Source organism: Glutamicibacter protophormiae (genome assembly GCF_016894325.1).
GTDB classification, from domain to species: domain Bacteria; phylum Actinomycetota; class Actinomycetes; order Actinomycetales; family Micrococcaceae; genus Glutamicibacter; species Glutamicibacter protophormiae.
The window spans coordinates 3,011,127-3,025,700 of sequence record NZ_CP069806.1; the positions used below are offsets into that span (position 1 = coordinate 3,011,127).

Annotated in this window: 16 protein-coding genes; 4 read left to right on the top strand and 12 right to left on the bottom strand. The window is 62.6% G+C overall.

Features of this window, described 5'->3' with window-relative positions; all coding sequences use genetic code 11:
• From JQN66_RS14090 to JQN66_RS14105, 4 genes are all read right to left on the bottom strand, one after another.
• Window positions 1-2,568 carry an SH3 domain-containing protein gene (locus tag JQN66_RS14090; protein WP_204675589.1) on the bottom strand — a complete coding sequence of 856 codons (2,568 nt, stop codon included), beginning with the start codon at window positions 2,566-2,568 and terminating at the stop codon, window positions 1-3.
• A gap of 144 nt (window positions 2,569-2,712) precedes the next feature.
• Window positions 2,713-3,366 (bottom strand): aminoacyl-tRNA hydrolase, encoded by a 654-nt coding sequence (locus JQN66_RS14095; protein ID WP_204675590.1) that lies wholly within the window; start codon window positions 3,364-3,366, stop codon window positions 2,713-2,715.
• A gap of 63 nt (window positions 3,367-3,429) precedes the next feature.
• Window positions 3,430-3,780, bottom strand: coding sequence for a cupin domain-containing protein (locus JQN66_RS14100; protein WP_204675591.1), 351 nt, complete (start codon window positions 3,778-3,780; stop codon window positions 3,430-3,432).
• A gap of 57 nt (window positions 3,781-3,837) precedes the next feature.
• Window positions 3,838-4,704, bottom strand: a complete 867-nt coding sequence (locus JQN66_RS14105) for a hypothetical protein (RefSeq protein WP_204675592.1) — start codon at window positions 4,702-4,704, stop codon at window positions 3,838-3,840.
• A 481-nt stretch (window positions 4,705-5,185) separates the two neighbouring features.
• Between JQN66_RS14105 and JQN66_RS14110 the strand changes: the two genes are divergently transcribed.
• The gene (locus JQN66_RS14110; protein WP_239464025.1) at window positions 5,186-5,920 is read left to right on the top strand and encodes a MerR family transcriptional regulator; all 735 of its coding nucleotides are present in this window, start codon (window positions 5,186-5,188) and stop codon (window positions 5,918-5,920) included.
• 48 nt (window positions 5,921-5,968) lie between these two features.
• Here JQN66_RS14110 and JQN66_RS14115 read toward each other — a convergent pair whose 3' ends face one another.
• On the bottom strand, window positions 5,969-6,169 hold the full coding sequence (locus JQN66_RS14115) for a helix-turn-helix domain-containing protein (protein ID WP_053798763.1): 201 nt from the start codon (window positions 6,167-6,169) through the stop codon (window positions 5,969-5,971).
• Window positions 6,170-6,394: 225 nt separating this feature from the next.
• Between JQN66_RS14115 and JQN66_RS14120 the strand changes: the two genes are divergently transcribed.
• Window positions 6,395-6,883 (top strand): Lrp/AsnC family transcriptional regulator, encoded by a 489-nt coding sequence (locus JQN66_RS14120; protein WP_047120065.1) that lies wholly within the window; start codon window positions 6,395-6,397, stop codon window positions 6,881-6,883.
• Window positions 6,884-6,925: 42 nt separating this feature from the next.
• Here JQN66_RS14120 and JQN66_RS14125 read toward each other — a convergent pair whose 3' ends face one another.
• The 5 genes from JQN66_RS14125 to JQN66_RS14145 all read right to left on the bottom strand — a co-directional run bounded on the left by JQN66_RS14125 (window position 6,926) and on the right by JQN66_RS14145 (window position 12,612).
• Entirely contained in the window at window positions 6,926-8,146 is a 1,221-nt protein-coding gene (locus JQN66_RS14125; RefSeq protein WP_204677615.1) for an MFS transporter, read from the bottom strand.
• A 2-nt stretch (window positions 8,147-8,148) separates the two neighbouring features.
• The gene (locus JQN66_RS14130; protein WP_204675594.1) at window positions 8,149-8,556 is read right to left on the bottom strand and encodes an arsenate-mycothiol transferase ArsC; all 408 of its coding nucleotides are present in this window, start codon (window positions 8,554-8,556) and stop codon (window positions 8,149-8,151) included.
• A gap of 74 nt (window positions 8,557-8,630) precedes the next feature.
• Window positions 8,631-10,157: an APC family permease gene (locus tag JQN66_RS14135; protein WP_204675595.1), complete on the bottom strand. Its 1,527-nt coding sequence runs from the start codon at window positions 10,155-10,157 to the stop codon at window positions 8,631-8,633.
• A 144-nt stretch (window positions 10,158-10,301) separates the two neighbouring features.
• A complete protein-coding gene (locus tag JQN66_RS14140) occupies window positions 10,302-11,174 on the bottom strand; it encodes a universal stress protein (protein WP_204675596.1) in 873 nt (290 codons plus the stop codon).
• Between the two features lie 4 nt (window positions 11,175-11,178).
• On the bottom strand, window positions 11,179-12,612 hold the full coding sequence (locus JQN66_RS14145; RefSeq protein ID WP_204675597.1) for a flavin monoamine oxidase family protein: 1,434 nt from the start codon (window positions 12,610-12,612) through the stop codon (window positions 11,179-11,181).
• 108 nt (window positions 12,613-12,720) lie between these two features.
• Here JQN66_RS14145 and JQN66_RS14150 point away from each other — a divergent pair, with 108 nt between their 5' ends.
• Window positions 12,721-13,371, top strand: a complete 651-nt coding sequence (locus JQN66_RS14150; protein WP_188947333.1) for a TetR/AcrR family transcriptional regulator — start codon at window positions 12,721-12,723, stop codon at window positions 13,369-13,371.
• Window positions 13,371-13,610 carry a LapA family protein gene (locus JQN66_RS14155; protein WP_204675598.1) on the top strand — a complete coding sequence of 80 codons (240 nt, stop codon included), beginning with the start codon at window positions 13,371-13,373 and terminating at the stop codon, window positions 13,608-13,610. Before JQN66_RS14150 ends, JQN66_RS14155 begins: the two co-directional genes overlap by 1 nt.
• Here JQN66_RS14155 and JQN66_RS14160 read toward each other — a convergent pair.
• Window positions 13,607-13,795: a hypothetical protein gene (locus JQN66_RS14160; protein WP_188947331.1), complete on the bottom strand. Its 189-nt coding sequence runs from the start codon at window positions 13,793-13,795 to the stop codon at window positions 13,607-13,609. The two genes, JQN66_RS14155 and JQN66_RS14160, sit on opposite strands and share 4 nt — an antisense overlap.
• Before the next feature lie 169 nt (window positions 13,796-13,964).
• Window positions 13,965-14,393, bottom strand: coding sequence for a hypothetical protein (locus tag JQN66_RS14165; RefSeq protein WP_204675599.1), 429 nt, complete (start codon window positions 14,391-14,393; stop codon window positions 13,965-13,967).
• Between the last annotated feature and the right edge of the window lie 181 nt (window positions 14,394-14,574).

The window sequence follows — 14,574 nt, forward strand, 5'->3', positions numbered from 1 at the left end:
CTAGCGCAGGGCGCTGAGGTCCAGCGGCTTGTTGTTCGCGGCGTTGCCGTAGACCTCGACATGGACGTGGTCCATGTGGCGGGTCGTGTCGTTCCAGTTGCCGGTGAACTGGTTTCCGTACTTGCCGGAGGTGGAGTAGGCCGTCCATCCGGTGGTTGGAAGCCAGATTTCGTCCTGCCAGATCAGGTAGGAGACACCCAACTGGTCGCGGTTGTCGAGCAGGAATTGCGCGATCTTGTCGCCGTGGGCAATACCTGCTGCGGTCTTGTAGTTGCGGATCATCAAATCCGCGGCCTTGCCGCTGCTGTGCCCGGTCGATCCGCTGCGCAGGGTGTAGATGGCGCTGATGCCGTCTGCGAAGCGGCCCTTGACCGCGTCGATGACCTTTTGGGTGTCGGGCTGCACCGAGACGGTGGCCTTGGTGCTCAGGTAGTCGTCCTTGATCCATCCGCTGCCCAGGCTGGTGCCCACGTTGGCCCAGCCGTTCGCGGTCTTCAGGTAGGTGACCTTTTCACCCAGCGACACCACGCCCTTGGATGCGTACTGGGTTCCGGCGCCGGTGCGCAGGTTGACGCTCGCGGTGGTCCAGCGGTAGCTGGCGTCCGCTGCGGGCGGCGGCGGATCCGACGGCAGCGGCAAGCTCGGCTTGGACACCGAGAGATAGGCGCCCGACACCCAGCCGGTGCCGAGCCGGCTATTCACGCGGATCCAGCCGTTGGCGGAGCCCAGGGCGGTGACCTTTTCATTTGTGGACAGCACGCCCTGGGACGTGGTGTTCACCGAGCTTCCGGCGCGCTGGTTCACGTTGGTGGTGGCCCAGTAGGGCTTGCTGGCGATCACGGCGTAGGCCGAGTTCATCAGCGTGGAGGTCGGAACCCAGCCGGTTCCCTTGGAAGTCTTGACCTTCGACCACGAGCCGCTGGTTGCGTAGAGGCTGAGCTTCTGGCCGGCCGGAATGGTGCCCAGCGACTTCGCGGAGGACGACGCCGAGGTCCGCACCGCCGTCGAGTCCATGGTCCAGCGGGTGCCGATGACCTTGTCCACGACAGGGGCCTTGGTGCTCAGGTGCTTCGCCGGAATCCAGCCGGTTCCCTTGGCCGTCGTGACGCGGTTCCAGCCGTTGGCGGTGCCGATGGCGGTGACCTTCTGGCCCTTGGCGAGGGAGCCCAGCGATGCCGAGCTGCCGTTGTTGGACGCGCGCAGCGTGGTGCCGGCGGTGGTCCAGTAGGACGTGTTGGACACCGGCTTGTAGGCGGTGGTCACCAGCGAGGAGGTGGGAACCCAGCCGGCGCCCTGGGCGGTTTTGACCTTCGACCAGGAGCCGTTGGTCGAGTACAGGCTCAACTTCTGGCCGGCGTAGGCGGTCCCCAGGGACTTGGCCTTGGTCGAGGCGGTGGCGCGGACGACGGTCTTGTCGATGGTCCAGCGCGATCCGATGACCTTGTCGAGAACCGGGGCCTTGCCCAGCAGGTTCTTGGACGGCACCCAGCCGGTGCCCTTGGCTGACTTGATCCGGGTCCAGCCGTTGGCGGTGCCGATGGCGGTGACCTTCTGCCCCTTGGCGATGGTGCCCAGGCTCTTGCTGCCAGCGGAGTTCGCCGACTTCAAGGCGAGATTCGCCCCGGTCCAGTAGGACTTGCTGGCTACCGGCTTGTACGCCGTGGCCACCAGCGAGGCAGCCGGCACCCAGCCGATGCCCTTGGAGGTCTTGACCTTGGCCCACGAGCCGCTGGTCGAGTACAGGCTCAGCTGCTGGCCTGCCGGGATGCTTCCCATCGATTTCGCCTTGGACGACGGGGTCGCGCGGACCACCGTGGTGTCAATGCTCCAGCGCGAACCGATCACCTTCAGCGGTGCGGTGGCACCCAGGTGCTTGCTCTGGATCCATCCGGTCTTGCCCGAAACCGACACCGAGCTCCAGCTGCCGTAGTTGCGCAGCCACTGGACCTTCGCCCCGGAGGCGAGGGTCGCAACCTTGGCGGAGCTGGTCGAGGTGCTCTTGTAGATCGGCTGCTTGGTCTTGGCCCAGCGATACGCAATAGCCGGCGCAGTGTTCGACAGCTGGTTCGTGGGAACGAACCCGGTCTTGCCGCCCGACTTGATCTTGGTCCAAGAACCGGTTGCCCCCAGCCGCTCGACCTTGGTTCGGCGCTGCAGCTCCCCCAGCGATTTGGCCGTGGTCGACGGGTTCTGCCTCAGCACCTGGTAGGAGCCCAGGTAGCGGTAGGTCTTGGTTTTCGCGGTGGAGGTCGCTGGAACATTTACCAGGAACTTCGCCGAGACCCAGCCGGTCTTGTTGCCGTAGCTGGTCTGAGACCAGCCGTTGCTCGTGGCGCCGACCTTGACCGTGGCGTTCTTGGGAATCACGAGCAGCGATTTGGACGAAGCGCTGGCGCTCTGGCGCAGGTTCAGGTTCTGTATGGTTTTCTTGCTGACGGTTTTGACCGCGGCGGCAAGGGCGACTTCCTGGGCGGGATCGATGCTCGGCACGGCGGCGGCCGGGATCACGGGACTCAGGCATAGTGACAGCGCCAGGGCAAGGCCTAGCGCGCGAGTGCGACGGGGCATCTGGGTTCTTTCGGTCTGAGCCTCACTGCTCGGTGAGGTCGGAAACTGGATGACAGCTGCCCGTCGGTAGTCCTCCAGTTACGGCTGCCACTCTTAGAATGTCATACCCAGAGAAAATACAGTATCTTCACACTCTAAATTCACCTAGTTGTTTCGCATGTATACAAATGCGGTTTCCGAGCCCGGCTCGATTTCCGTACGCCCCGCGTCCTGGATCACCGGACCGGCAGCCTGCGCGGTGAGCCGCTTGAATTCCTCATCCGACAAATGCTGGATCCCGACCGGAGCATGGGCGGACAACCAGCGTTCGATGCGATCGCCCTTCTCCTCGGTTAGCCAGGCGAACAGCGCATGCGCGCTCTGCGCCGCCGCCTTGCCGGTCGACATTTGCAGCGACTTCCTGATGCCGATAGTGACCTCGGAGACCAATACCTCGGCGCTCTTGGGCAGCTGCGTGCCCGATACCTGCAGCTTGGCGATGAGTTTCGGCAGATCGTGCGCGGGCAGCGGCGGCAGGCCGACGGCTTGCGCCTTGCCGACCTCGCTCACCATCGCCTCGGGGAACATCTCCAGCACCTTGCCGAACATCTTGGGATTGGCACGGCGCACCGATTTGGCAAATGCCTGCCCGGCCCAGACTTGCCACTCGGGAGCCTGCGGCGCCCTGAGGTAGGCGATAACCGCTGCGCGGGCGACGGCCGACAGCCCCTCGTCCTCGGTGGACGGGTCTTCCTTGTCGATCCGCAGGATAATCGGCTGGACCAGTTCGTCCGGATCGCGTTCGCGCAGCTCACTCATGGAATCATTCTATTCAAAGGGCGCGTGGCCCACCGGCGGTCCCGGCGGCCCGCGTCCCGGACCCTAGCTGCTGAGGAATGTGACAGTGATGCGCGCCTGCTGCGCAGCGTAGACCGCATGCAGGACGTTGGCCTCAACAAAGATGGAGCCTCCGGTGCTCAGCGTGGTGGTTGCATCACCGACGGTGAACTGCACTTCGCCGCTGATCACCTGGACAATGATCGGCGTTCGCGCCATGTGGTCCGGAAGCTCCACCCCCGCATCGAAGGCGATTTCGGTGATCTGGGCCTTCTCCCCTGCGAAAATGCGCTTGGCGGCGTACTTGCCGGGCTTGATCGGATTTCGGTCGGCATAATCCTGGAGCGTCCGCGCGATCAGTACCGAATCACTCGCATCCGACGTTTTCTGGCTCATGGCTAGTTCCTTCCGTGTTTCATGGTGTGCAGGGAGCTCTCGGCCCGAAGGGATCAGCTAGTACCTTGACCCCCTGGCCTTATGGACAATCAGCAAGATGACGCTGGTCAGCATGGCGGTGGCGAGGCTGACCAGCACCGGGCCCTGCCATTCCAGCTCGGCCACGGCTTTCGAGGTGCCGCTCACGAGCGTGCTGAAAATGTTCCCGATGCCACGCTCCTCGCCTTGGCCGAGCGCTGCAGCACTTTCGAAAAGCGCGGGCGTGATCCACTGGATCACGAGCGACAGAATCCAGATCAGCAGATTGGCTGCCTTCAGGAATCCCAGGACGCCCAGCACAAGCCCGAGGACTGCCGGCCCGGCATACCAAAAATATTGAGTGTAGGACTGCGCACCGGAAACCAAGGAGGCCACGACCTGCAGCCAGTAGCTGATGCCTACTGCGATCAGCGCAACCAACGGGGTTGCGGCAATAAGCTGGAGCTTGACGATCAGGAAGTACAGTATCTGGAACACCACAAACAGTGTGCCCAGGAAATACAGGTGGCGCACCGAGTCAGCGGAGATATCACCGTCGAATAACCCCGGCTCGAGTACGTACGTTGCTTGGAATGCCAGTGCAATGAATCCGAGCACCACACCGACATCCGTTACCACGGCGAATTTAGTACCACCCCGCCCGACCCTGCGGGCGAAGAAGGCACTGAGCAGCGTCGCCATGGAAAAGACGAGCAGCAGTCCAAGCGCGTCGTTCGAAGTATAGGGAAGGATCGCCTGGTCCTCGTAGCCGATCCACAACCACGGCAGCACGGCGAACGCCACGATCAGCAGCCCGGCCACCAGCTGCATCCACCAGTTCTGCCAAATGCCTGCGGTTGATCTCAACATTGCTCCTTCGAGTCCCCAGTGTTCCTCTGGGCTCATTCTTCCAGAGCGCGTGGCCACCTGCCCGGCTTCGGGGCCGCGTTTCGCGATGCTCCAGATCCCCCGGACAGGACAGACGAGCGGCTCGTAGGCATTCCCTCAATGGTGAAATACCTACGAGCCGCTCGCGAATTCTCTTCACCATGACTCGATACGGGTGGTCGAAGCACAAACAAGATTGCAGATGACTTTGGTCTGGAACTTGCTGGTGAAAGCCGTTCTTGGCGGTAGCCCTTGACGACTTCAACTACATTTATTCAACTACAAACCAGTCAGTGTGTGCAACACAAGCAATTCTAATTGATCAATCTGATCAATGAGCACCACATTCCCCTTGCATCGACCCGTCACTTTGCCAACATCACCCGTGCGGCGCCATCGCAGCCGGTCTTGACCTTGACGCAACGTCAACCTATAGCGTGTTCACATGGACAGGATTAGCCAAGGGAAACACCCGGGCACTAGTTACAGCATCTCCGAAGTGGCCAAGTCGACCGGGGTGACCAGCAGGACCCTGAGGCACTACGACCACATCGGCCTGCTTCGTCCGGCATTCGTAGCTGGCAACGGCTACCGGCACTATGGCCAGCAAGAGCTGGTCCGCTTGCAACGGATCCTGCTGCTGCGCCAACTGGGCCTGCGGCTGGACACCATCGCCGAGGTGCTCGATTCGACAACGGATCAGATCCAGGCGCTGGAAATCCATGTCAAAGACCTGGGACGGCAGCGGGAAAACATCGACCGACAGATCAAAGCACTGCGCCACAGCATTAGCGCACTATCGAAAGGGGAAAAAATGAATCTCGATTCGGCATTCGAAGGATTCAACGAGCAATACAAGGAAGAAGTCGTCGCCCGGTGGGGCACGGAAGCCTACGAGCGTTCCGATCAATGGTGGCGCTCGAAGAGCGGCGCCGAGCGAGCCGACATGATGGAACAGGTCAAGGAACTGAACCACGCGTGGGTACAGGCCGGCGAAGACGGAATCTCCGCCGACAGCGACGCTGCGCGCGTGCTGGCTTCCCGGCACGTGCAGTGGCTGGAGTCCATCCCGGGCACCCCGGCCGCTTCCGGCGACCCGGCGCAGTTGCGCGCGTACGTTTTGGGGCTTGCCGACATGTACGTCGCTGATGAACGCTTTGCCAAGAACTATCAGGGGCACGCCCAGTTCGTCCGCGATGCTCTGTATTCGTTCATGAATGAAGCGGGGAACTAGCATTCAGGTGCTTCGGCATGCGCCCCGCAAGGCGCGCCGGAGCACCTGCTAGGATTCCCTGTCGATTTCCTCCCGTGCCTGGGCATAGCGAGTCTGGATGTATTCCTCCAGCTTTTCGCGTTCCACTCGCCACACTCCCCTGCCCCCGATTTGGATGGCCGGCAGCTCTCCGCTCTTGATCAACGCGCGGATCTGCGGAAGCTTGACGTTCAGCTCCTCGGCAACGTCTTCTAATCGCAAGAACCTCATGGCTTCAGGTTACTGTCATTTGCTGTCGTTGGATCTGATTCGGTGCAATCTGTGCACAACGTGTTCCCTACACCACAATTTGTGCCGTTGCTGTCCCTGCGAGCACCGTGCATGCAACAAACCGATCAGTCCGTGCAATACGCTTGGGAGATACTGGTCATTTTGACTAAAATCTATTTGTAGCACTCGCGATCTTCACGCACACGCCGTCATAGGAGACCACACATGAATTCGGATACGTATCAGCTCGACGAAACCGACCGACGTATCCTTCTGGCCCTCGATGCCGATCCTCGTGTTCCCATCATGATGCTCGCCCAACAGCTCGGACTAGCTCGCGGCACCGTGCAGTCCCGCTTGGAGCGGTTGGCGAACTCCGGCGCCCTGCGTCCGAATACGGCGCGTATCCTGCCGGCGGCCATGGGTCGCGGCGTCAGCGCCTTCGTCAGCGCCGAGCTGGACCAGGCCCGGCTGAACGAAGCCATCGCGGGACTGCGGCAAATTCCCGAAGTTCTGGAGTGCGTGGCCCCGGCAGGCGATACCGATCTGCTGATCCGGGTGGCGGCCACGGATCCCGACGACCTCTACCGCGTCAGCGAGGAGATCCGCCTCTGCCCGGGCATCACCCGTACCTCGACCTCGATGATCCTGCGCGACGTCATTCCGTTCCGTACCACCGAGCTGCTCAAGAAGCTGAGCGGCGAGAAGCACTAAGCCCGCAGCTTTCCCAACGGCCAGGCACCTTGTGCCTGGCCGTTAGTCGTTCACGGACTGGAGGGTTCGTCCGGGCAGGTACTTCCGGGCCCTGAATACCTGGACCATGGAGGCAACACAGCAGATGGCCAGCAGCCCGATGAACAGCGCGGGGTGGGCCATCGGCCGCCACAGGGCGAACAGCGTAGGGAATGTGAATCCGATGAAGCAGCACATGTAGAACCGCCCGGTCAGCTTGCCCAGATCTGCAGGGCCAGCCAGATCCAGCACCTGGCTCAAGCCCGCCACCAGCAGGATGCCGTTCGCCGCACCCGACACCACCGATGCCGCCGTGCCCACGGCTTCGGAGCCGGTCAGCGCGACCACGATCATCAGCAGCAGGCCGGCCAGGGCAACGCCCAGTCCCCCGAGCAGCAGACCGACCCGGCTGACATCGTTGAAACGGCGGATCAGCGGCTGAATAGCTGCGCCCATGCCCATCGTGACCACCACGGCGATCGTGGAATACAGCAGGCTGGATTGGCCCGGTTCAGCGGTCAGAGCCGGGACCACCGCGAATCCCGTGGCCGCCATCCCGAAGACCCATGGGGCTGCGGGCAGCACCAGCCGGGTGAACCGCTTCATGTTGGCCGCGCTGGTGCGCATCGGGTACGCGGCAGGGGCAGCATCCGCCGGAGCCACCTGGCGCAGGACGGCTGGCTGTTCCTCCTTGGCGATGAGCATGAGCAGCAGCCAGGCCAGCGTCGCGACCGCGTGGACCACGTAGGCCAGTTCCGGGCTCTGGCTGGCTCCGACAATTGCGCCGGAGACCGCCGGTCCGATGGCGAAGCCGGCCGAGGTGCATAACGCCGCCCGGGTGGCGCCCGCCGGCCCCGGGCTGATCAGCTTGACCCAGCTGGTGACCGCCACCATGGCAAGCCCCATGCCCAGCCCGGTGAAGACGCGTCCGAGATACAGGCCCGCTTCGGTGTACCAGCCGCCCATCAGCGCCAGGGATCCGAGGATCGAGAAAGCCAATGCCGTCACGGTGAAGAGCTTTCGCCCGAAACGGTCAGCCAGCGGACCGCCGAACATCAGCGCAGGGATCATGCCGAGCAGGTAGCTGCCCATGACCAGCATGGCTTCGAATTCGCTCAGCAGCCGCTGCTGCTGGTACCAGCTGATCAGGGAGACGTACTGGTTGGCGCACCAGCCGGTGAGGATCAGGCAGATGCCCGGAAGCCACCACGAGGTGGTGCGGTGTGCAGTCGTAGCGAGTGCGATGCCTACTTCTCCAGCTCGTGGAAAAGGCTGCGCACCCGGTCGGCGATTTCATCGCGGATCATGTTCATCCGCTCGGCGCCGGTGATGCCGTCCTCGCTCGGCTCGTAGGTAACCCAGCGTTCGACCTTCACCTGCGGATCGAAGCTCGGCTTGGCGTCGGTGCCGAGGATGACCACACGGTCCACCGAGGCGGCCAGCGACGGATCGATGGGCTTGGGTTCGCCTTGGGCCATGTCCGCGCCGCAGTCGGCCAGCGAGGCGACCGCTTCCTGGTTGATCGAGGCGCCGGGGTTGGTGCCGGCCGAATAGCTGGTGACCTTGCCGTCCGACACGTAATCCATCAGTGCCGCGGCCATCTGCGACTTGCCGGCATTACGTGAGCAAATGAAGAGAACCGAAGGTGTAGTCATGAAAACAATTGAACCACCCAAAGCGCGCTTTGGGCGGTTCAATGTTCAACCGTGACGCCGGGGCGCCGGGATTCTCAGAGGGTCAGGTTCTTGCCGGTCTTGATCGTCTCGCCCTTGAAGAACGCAGGGTGGCGGATACGGCTGTAGAGCATGACCAGCACGCCCAGCAGCAGCACGCCCACACCGAGGATGAAGACCATGCCGACGCCGCCGATCTCCGAGCCCGAACCGTACTCCGGGTCCATCGAGTCGACTGCGGTGACGAAGAACATCACCAGCAGGATGACACCGCCCACCAGCGGAGCCAGGAACTTGAAGAAGAAGTTCCGGGCGTTGGCGAACAGCTCGCCGCGGAAATACCAGACGCAGGCCAGCGCGGTCAGGCCGTAGTAGAAGCAGATCATCAGGCCGAGGGCCGTGATCGTGTCCCACAGGGCGTTTTCCGACAGCAGGCGGGTGGCCACGTAGAATGCGGCGGCGGGTGCCGCCGAGACCACAGTAGCCACCGACGGCGACATGTAACGCGGGGAGATCTTGGCGAAGCTGCTTGGCAGCGCCTTGTAGTAGCCCATGGCCAGGATGGTGCGCGCCGGGGACACCATGGTCGACTGCAGCGAAGCCGCGGAGGAGGACATGATGGCCAGCGACATCAAGATGGCCAGCGGCCCCATGACCGGTCCGGCCAGCACCGCGAAGATGGATTCCTGGTTGTCCTCGTTGCCGGCGCCCAGTCCGGTGGTTCCGACGCCGGCGAAGTACAGCACCGCGGTGGCGACGGCCAGGTACAGCGTGATGATGATCAGCACCGTCCAGGTGGCGCCGCGGCCCGGGACCTTGTTGGGGTCGGTGGTTTCCTCATTCATGGTCAGGGTGACGTCCCAGCCCCAGAACACGAAGATGGACAGCGAGATGCCAGCGGCAAAGGCGGTGAAGGATTCCACGCCCATCGGGTTGAACATGTCCAAGGTGATCGGGGTCGGATCATAGGGAGTGTCCGAAGTGAACGCCATGACGGCGAACAACAGCAGCACAACCACTTGGAAGCCCACCAGCACGTACTGGAAGACCTTGGTGGCGTTCATGCCGCGGTACGAGATGTAGGCGGCGATAGCGATGAACACCAGCGTGGTGGGGATGTTGATCCACAGGTTCTTGGTCAGCGCCGCAATCCATTCCTGGCCGGTGAGCTGGGCGATGAGGATGTAGAAGAAGTCCACCGCCACCGCGGCCAGATTGGAGAGCACAATCACCGTGGCGGCGATCAGGCCCCAGCCGCCCATCCAGCCGATCATGGGCCCGAACGCGCGGGTCGCCCAGGTGAAGGAGGTGCCCGAGTCGGGCATGGCGTTGTTCAATTCCCGGTAGCCCAGAGCCACGAGAAGCATGGGAATGAATCCGGCGATCAGGATGGCCGGAAGGCTGGTACCCACCGCGGCGACGGTCGCGCCGAGCCCGGCGGTCAGTGTGTACGCCGGGGCGATGCAGGAGATGCCGATGACGATCAGGCCCAGGACACCAACGGTGCCCTTGGACAGGCCTTTTTCATGAAGTCCCGAATCGTTTGTTTCGGGAAGGCTATCCCGCCTCATTTCTTGTGACATTGTCAAAAACCTTTGGGAGTGTGCTCACCATTGAGCTGCGGCAGTGCGCGCCACCATGAACGCTGTGTCAGGTGTGCGGCAGACCGGTCGTCGGTGAGTGCGTTTTGGAGAGGATCCAAGGGATACGAATTTTTGATCGGCTTTCTACCGTGTAGATGGCAAGTGGGGAACGACCCCCATGGGGACGTTGAGGTGGCCGAGGATGCGATGGGCCTTCGGGCCGATGAACAGGCGGCGATGGGCCGCAAGGCGAGCCGAGCCCAGCAGGGCCAGGTCTCCGGGCTGCCAGGAAAGCTTGTTGATGGCGGTATCGATGCTGCCGCTGGCGATGACCTCGATGATTGCCTCGATGCCCAGTTCCTTCACCAGGTCATCGAGGTATTCACGGATTCCGCGAACATGGTCGTCGATCCCGGCGGGGCCTGTGGACACGTCGGCATGGGCCACGAAATTCGCCACCCGCAGCTTCACGTCGCGGGCGTCGGCGAGACGGGCGGCCAAGGAGATGATCTCCCGGGCGCCGGGGCGGTCCCCGACGAAGGCGGTCAGCCGGGTGATCTGGCCACCCGCTTCGCGCAGGTTATCCAGCGACGCCGGTGAGGTCATGAAGACCGGCAGCGGCGAGGAGTGCAGCAGTGCATTGGCGATGGCTCCGGGCATGAAGAAGCCGCCCAGATGGCGTTTGCGCCCGCCGAGCACGATTCCGTGGGCTTGGAACTCTTCTCCGAGTTCGATCAGCCCTTCAGCAATGGACGGCACGGAGCGCGCCGCGACGCTGGCGCCGATTCCCTCGGGAACCAGCGCCAGCGCTTCGGCGGCCCACCGGTCCACCTGGGCGGAGAGGATGGTTTCATAACCATGGTCTCCGCCCGGGTAGACGGCGGTGAAGGGTGCGGCGGCCGGAAGAACGATGGCAATCTGCACGAATGCATCCTTCGTTCCGGCCACCAGTGCGCTGGCCAATTCAATGGCCTCCGCGCCGCGTTCGTCGGCGGTGTAACCTACGAGCAGTTTCATCGTCTTAGACGGTGATCTTCGAGTCGGCTGAAGCGGTCAGGGTAGCCACTCCGTCGTAGGACTCGTCGTAGGAGGTTCCGTCGAGTTCAGCGAGAATGCGGGCCGCGTTGCGGCGGCCCATGCGCACTGCGCCGTCCACGTGCTGGTAGCCTTCGCCGGCCAGGTCCGAGGAGGAGAAGTAGATCGGGCCGACGTTCTCGTTCTGGCTCGGGCCGAAACGGTACAGGCCGCCCAGGTCGTAGCTGGTGGCATAGGCGCCGCGGGTCCACTCCTCGGAACCGAAGTCCGAGAGGTAGAAGACCTTCGGGTCCAGGATCTTCTCGCCCAGGAACTCGGCCATGGCCTTCAGGATGGCTTCCTTGCGCTCGGCGTCGGTGTCCATGGCCCAGATCTTGTCCGCTTCCAGATCCGAAATGAAGCCGACCAGGGTTCCGGTCTCTTCACCGTCGAAGGTGTTGTCATAGATTTCCTGGACCAGGTGGTTCGGGCCGAAGCAGGTGCCGGACAGGCCCTCTTCACGCCAGAACGGGGTGTCGTAGACCGCATGCACCTTGATGACCAGACCCATGGACTGGTGCTGGTGGGTGACGTGCTGCCAGCGAGGCAGCGGCGGGAAGTAGCTGATGCGGTTGTACAGGTTCGGCGGCACCGCCAGGACGACCTTCTTGGCCTTCACGGTGACGTCGGCGCCGTGGGCGACCGCTCCGTCTTCTGACCATTCCAGCTTGAGCACCGGGTTGTTCAGGAACAGGGTCTCCTCCGGCAGGCGCTCGGCCACGGCAATGGACACGCCCTGCATCGAGGACTTCATGCGGCGGTCCAGGATGAAGTCTTCGTCGACCAGGTTGTCGAAGGAACCGGCGGAGGAGGCCATGAGCACGGCCTGCAGCGCGGAGAAGGTGTGGGCCGGCTTGGTCAGCATGCCGCCGGCGATGAACAGGCCGATGTTGTTGCAGGCCACCTCGTCCGAGGAGTTCTCGCGCAGGAAGTGGTGGAAGGAGATCTTGTCCAGCTCCTCGGCCTGCGGGTGCTCCCACGGCTTGTCCGGGTTCATGCCGGCGGCCAGCTCGTTCATGATCTCGATGAGCTTGTTCATCTCGGCTACGGTGGCTTCGCCGACCGGGAAGTCTTCGCCTTCGTACACGATGGCTTCGCCGGCGTCGGTGCGGTAGACGCTCTTGCCGTGCTTGTAGCGCTCGAAGGTCTCGATGCCCAGTTCCTCGATCAGGGAGTACAGGCCGGTCTGGTCCGGGCTGATCCACTGGCCGCCGATCTCGATGGTGGCGCCGTCCATGGTGTCGGTCCAGGTACGGCCGCCGACGCGGTCGCGGGCTTCGAGCACGGCGACGGACTTGCCTGCCTTGACCAGCTCGTAGGCGGCGGTCAAGCCGGAAGGACCGGCACCAATGACAACGACATCGCGTTCGAGATGTTTCATAACTGCTCTCCTTGAACAATAAAATGAATTTGGTTCATTTATCTTTCCTATAGCATAGGGTACGAACACGATCTTGTGAAGTAACCCACGTCAGCTAGGGGATCATTGATGAGCGAAGAGGCGCCTCGGCGCGCGGGCCGACCGCGCAGAGCCGTGCTCAACCGGGAACGCATCGCCAGCCACGCGCTGGAGCTGGCGTCCGCGGACGGCTACGAGGCACTGACGATGCAGCGCCTGGCCAAGTCATTGGGCGTCGCCGCCTCGGCCCTGTACAACCACGTGTCTTCCAAGCACGACCTGCTGCAGTGGGTCCAGGAGCTGGTGATGACCGACGTGGACACCACGGTGTTCGATACGCTGGAGATTTCCGAGGCGCTGATTGAATGGGCCACGAGCTACCGGAACGTCTTCGCCCAGCACATTCCCTTGGTCCCCGTCATCGCCGTGCTCCCGGTCTCGGATTCCCCGCGCACCTTGAAGATGTATGAACGGGTCGCCGAGGCGCTGCGCGACAACGGGCTGAAGGCCGAGGCGATCATCCCCACCATCGTGGCACTTGAATCGTTCATTTTCGGCTCTGCCATGGATACCGCGGCGCCGCACGACATCTTCGACGCGCGGGACCACAAGGACGCCACCCCGAACTTCACCCAGGCCGTCTCGGATCAACGCGCCACCGGGCTGAACACCAGCGACGATTCCTTCCAGCGCGGCCTGCACGCCATGGTTGCAGGCCTGCTGGCGGCAGGGAGCAAATAATGGATCAAACCCCTGACGCCAAGGGACCGCAGCAGAAGTCCTGGCTGGCTCGGATCACCGGCAGGCAGTGGGCTTCGGTGGCTCTGGTCATCGTGGCACTGGTGTTCATGTTGCAGAACCTGAATATCGTGCGCGTCGAGTTCTTCCTATTCCACACCTCGGCTCCGTTGTGGGCGGTTCTGCTCATCACCCTGGCGGCAGGTTATGTGATCGGAAGATTCTCAAAGCGCGGGGACTAGTCGTCCAGGATCGCCCACTCCCCGACTTCCTCGTTGTCGGAGTCGAAGACGTCTTCCTGCGCGCCGGGGACGAGCGGATACATGGTGATCTTGTTGGACCAATCACGCAGAATCTTCTGCAACTCCTCCAACGGCTTGAGCTGCATATTCTCAGTGTCGAAATTGACTTCCAAAACAAAGCGCATGGTGCACTCCCATCCCTCGCGTTGCGGCAATCCTATTCCTTGGGTCGCAGAAATACGAGACTTGACAAGGGCAGGTCGACTGCGGATCGGAAGTGCGGAAAGACTGTGCGATTAAATGCAGAAGCAGGGCCCCGGAAGGGCCCTGCTTCAAACGGTGAAAGATTTGTGCTTACTGCATCGTGGTCATCGTCGCGATGGAATCGAAGGCTTCGGGGCCGCCGACCTTGTACAGGGCCAGCAGCAGGCCGCCGAAGACGGTGCCCATGATCGCGCTGAAGCCCAGCGAGATCTTGGCCAGCGAACGGGCTTCGTCACGGCTGATGGCACTCTCATTGTTCAGGTAGCGGGCTGCGCCGGCGCTGATGCTTGCCGCTGGCGTTGCCGGCTGCTCTGCCGCAGGCTGGGCCTGCTCGAATGCGGCCTGCGAGACGACCGGTGCCACTTCCTGGGTTGCCATCAAGACATTCGAGGCGGTGTCGATCTCTCCGCCGCGCAGGTAGGCGACGGTCGAGCGGTGCTTGCGGTCTTGGCGGAGCTTGACAATGTTCGAGCCATGTCGTGCCAACAGAATATCTTCGCCAAGTGGGATCGTGCCCATGCGTAACCGCGCTCCTAAGTAGATTCAAACACCGTACTTCCAGTAAACCCCACGAATTTTCCCCACCTGTTAAATACCTGTCTATTTGTTCACAAACACACATGGCCCTGTGATGCAAACGGCACGATTTCAGCGTTAAACGCGCTGGCGCCACATCTGGCTGATCGTCTGGGCCGGTGCG

What these genes read in the sequence shown, in the direction of transcription:
- JQN66_RS14165 (WP_204675599.1), bottom strand. Translation starts at nt 14,393, where the DNA reads ATGGGCACGATCCCACTTGGCGAAGATATTCTGTTGGCACGACATGGC.
- JQN66_RS14150 (WP_188947333.1), top strand. Translation starts at nt 12,721, where the DNA reads ATGAGCGAAGAGGCGCCTCGGCGCGCGGGCCGACCGCGCAGAGCCGTG.
- JQN66_RS14090 (WP_204675589.1), bottom strand. Translation starts at nt 2,568, where the DNA reads ATGCCCCGTCGCACTCGCGCGCTAGGCCTTGCCCTGGCGCTGTCACTA.
- JQN66_RS14105 (WP_204675592.1), bottom strand. Translation starts at nt 4,704, where the DNA reads ATGAGCCCAGAGGAACACTGGGGACTCGAAGGAGCAATGTTGAGATCA.
- JQN66_RS14160 (WP_188947331.1), bottom strand. Translation starts at nt 13,795, where the DNA reads ATGCGCTTTGTTTTGGAAGTCAATTTCGACACTGAGAATATGCAGCTC.
- JQN66_RS14155 (WP_204675598.1), top strand. Translation starts at nt 13,371, where the DNA reads ATGGATCAAACCCCTGACGCCAAGGGACCGCAGCAGAAGTCCTGGCTG.
- JQN66_RS14095 (WP_204675590.1), bottom strand. Translation starts at nt 3,366, where the DNA reads ATGAGTGAGCTGCGCGAACGCGATCCGGACGAACTGGTCCAGCCGATT.
- JQN66_RS14100 (WP_204675591.1), bottom strand. Translation starts at nt 3,780, where the DNA reads ATGAGCCAGAAAACGTCGGATGCGAGTGATTCGGTACTGATCGCGCGG.
- JQN66_RS14115 (WP_053798763.1), bottom strand. Translation starts at nt 6,169, where the DNA reads ATGAGGTTCTTGCGATTAGAAGACGTTGCCGAGGAGCTGAACGTCAAG.
- JQN66_RS14140 (WP_204675596.1), bottom strand. Translation starts at nt 11,174, where the DNA reads ATGAAACTGCTCGTAGGTTACACCGCCGACGAACGCGGCGCGGAGGCC.
- JQN66_RS14130 (WP_204675594.1), bottom strand. Translation starts at nt 8,556, where the DNA reads ATGACTACACCTTCGGTTCTCTTCATTTGCTCACGTAATGCCGGCAAG.
- JQN66_RS14120 (WP_047120065.1), top strand. Translation starts at nt 6,395, where the DNA reads ATGAATTCGGATACGTATCAGCTCGACGAAACCGACCGACGTATCCTT.
- JQN66_RS14135 (WP_204675595.1), bottom strand. Translation starts at nt 10,157, where the DNA reads ATGTCACAAGAAATGAGGCGGGATAGCCTTCCCGAAACAAACGATTCG.
- JQN66_RS14145 (WP_204675597.1), bottom strand. Translation starts at nt 12,612, where the DNA reads ATGAAACATCTCGAACGCGATGTCGTTGTCATTGGTGCCGGTCCTTCC.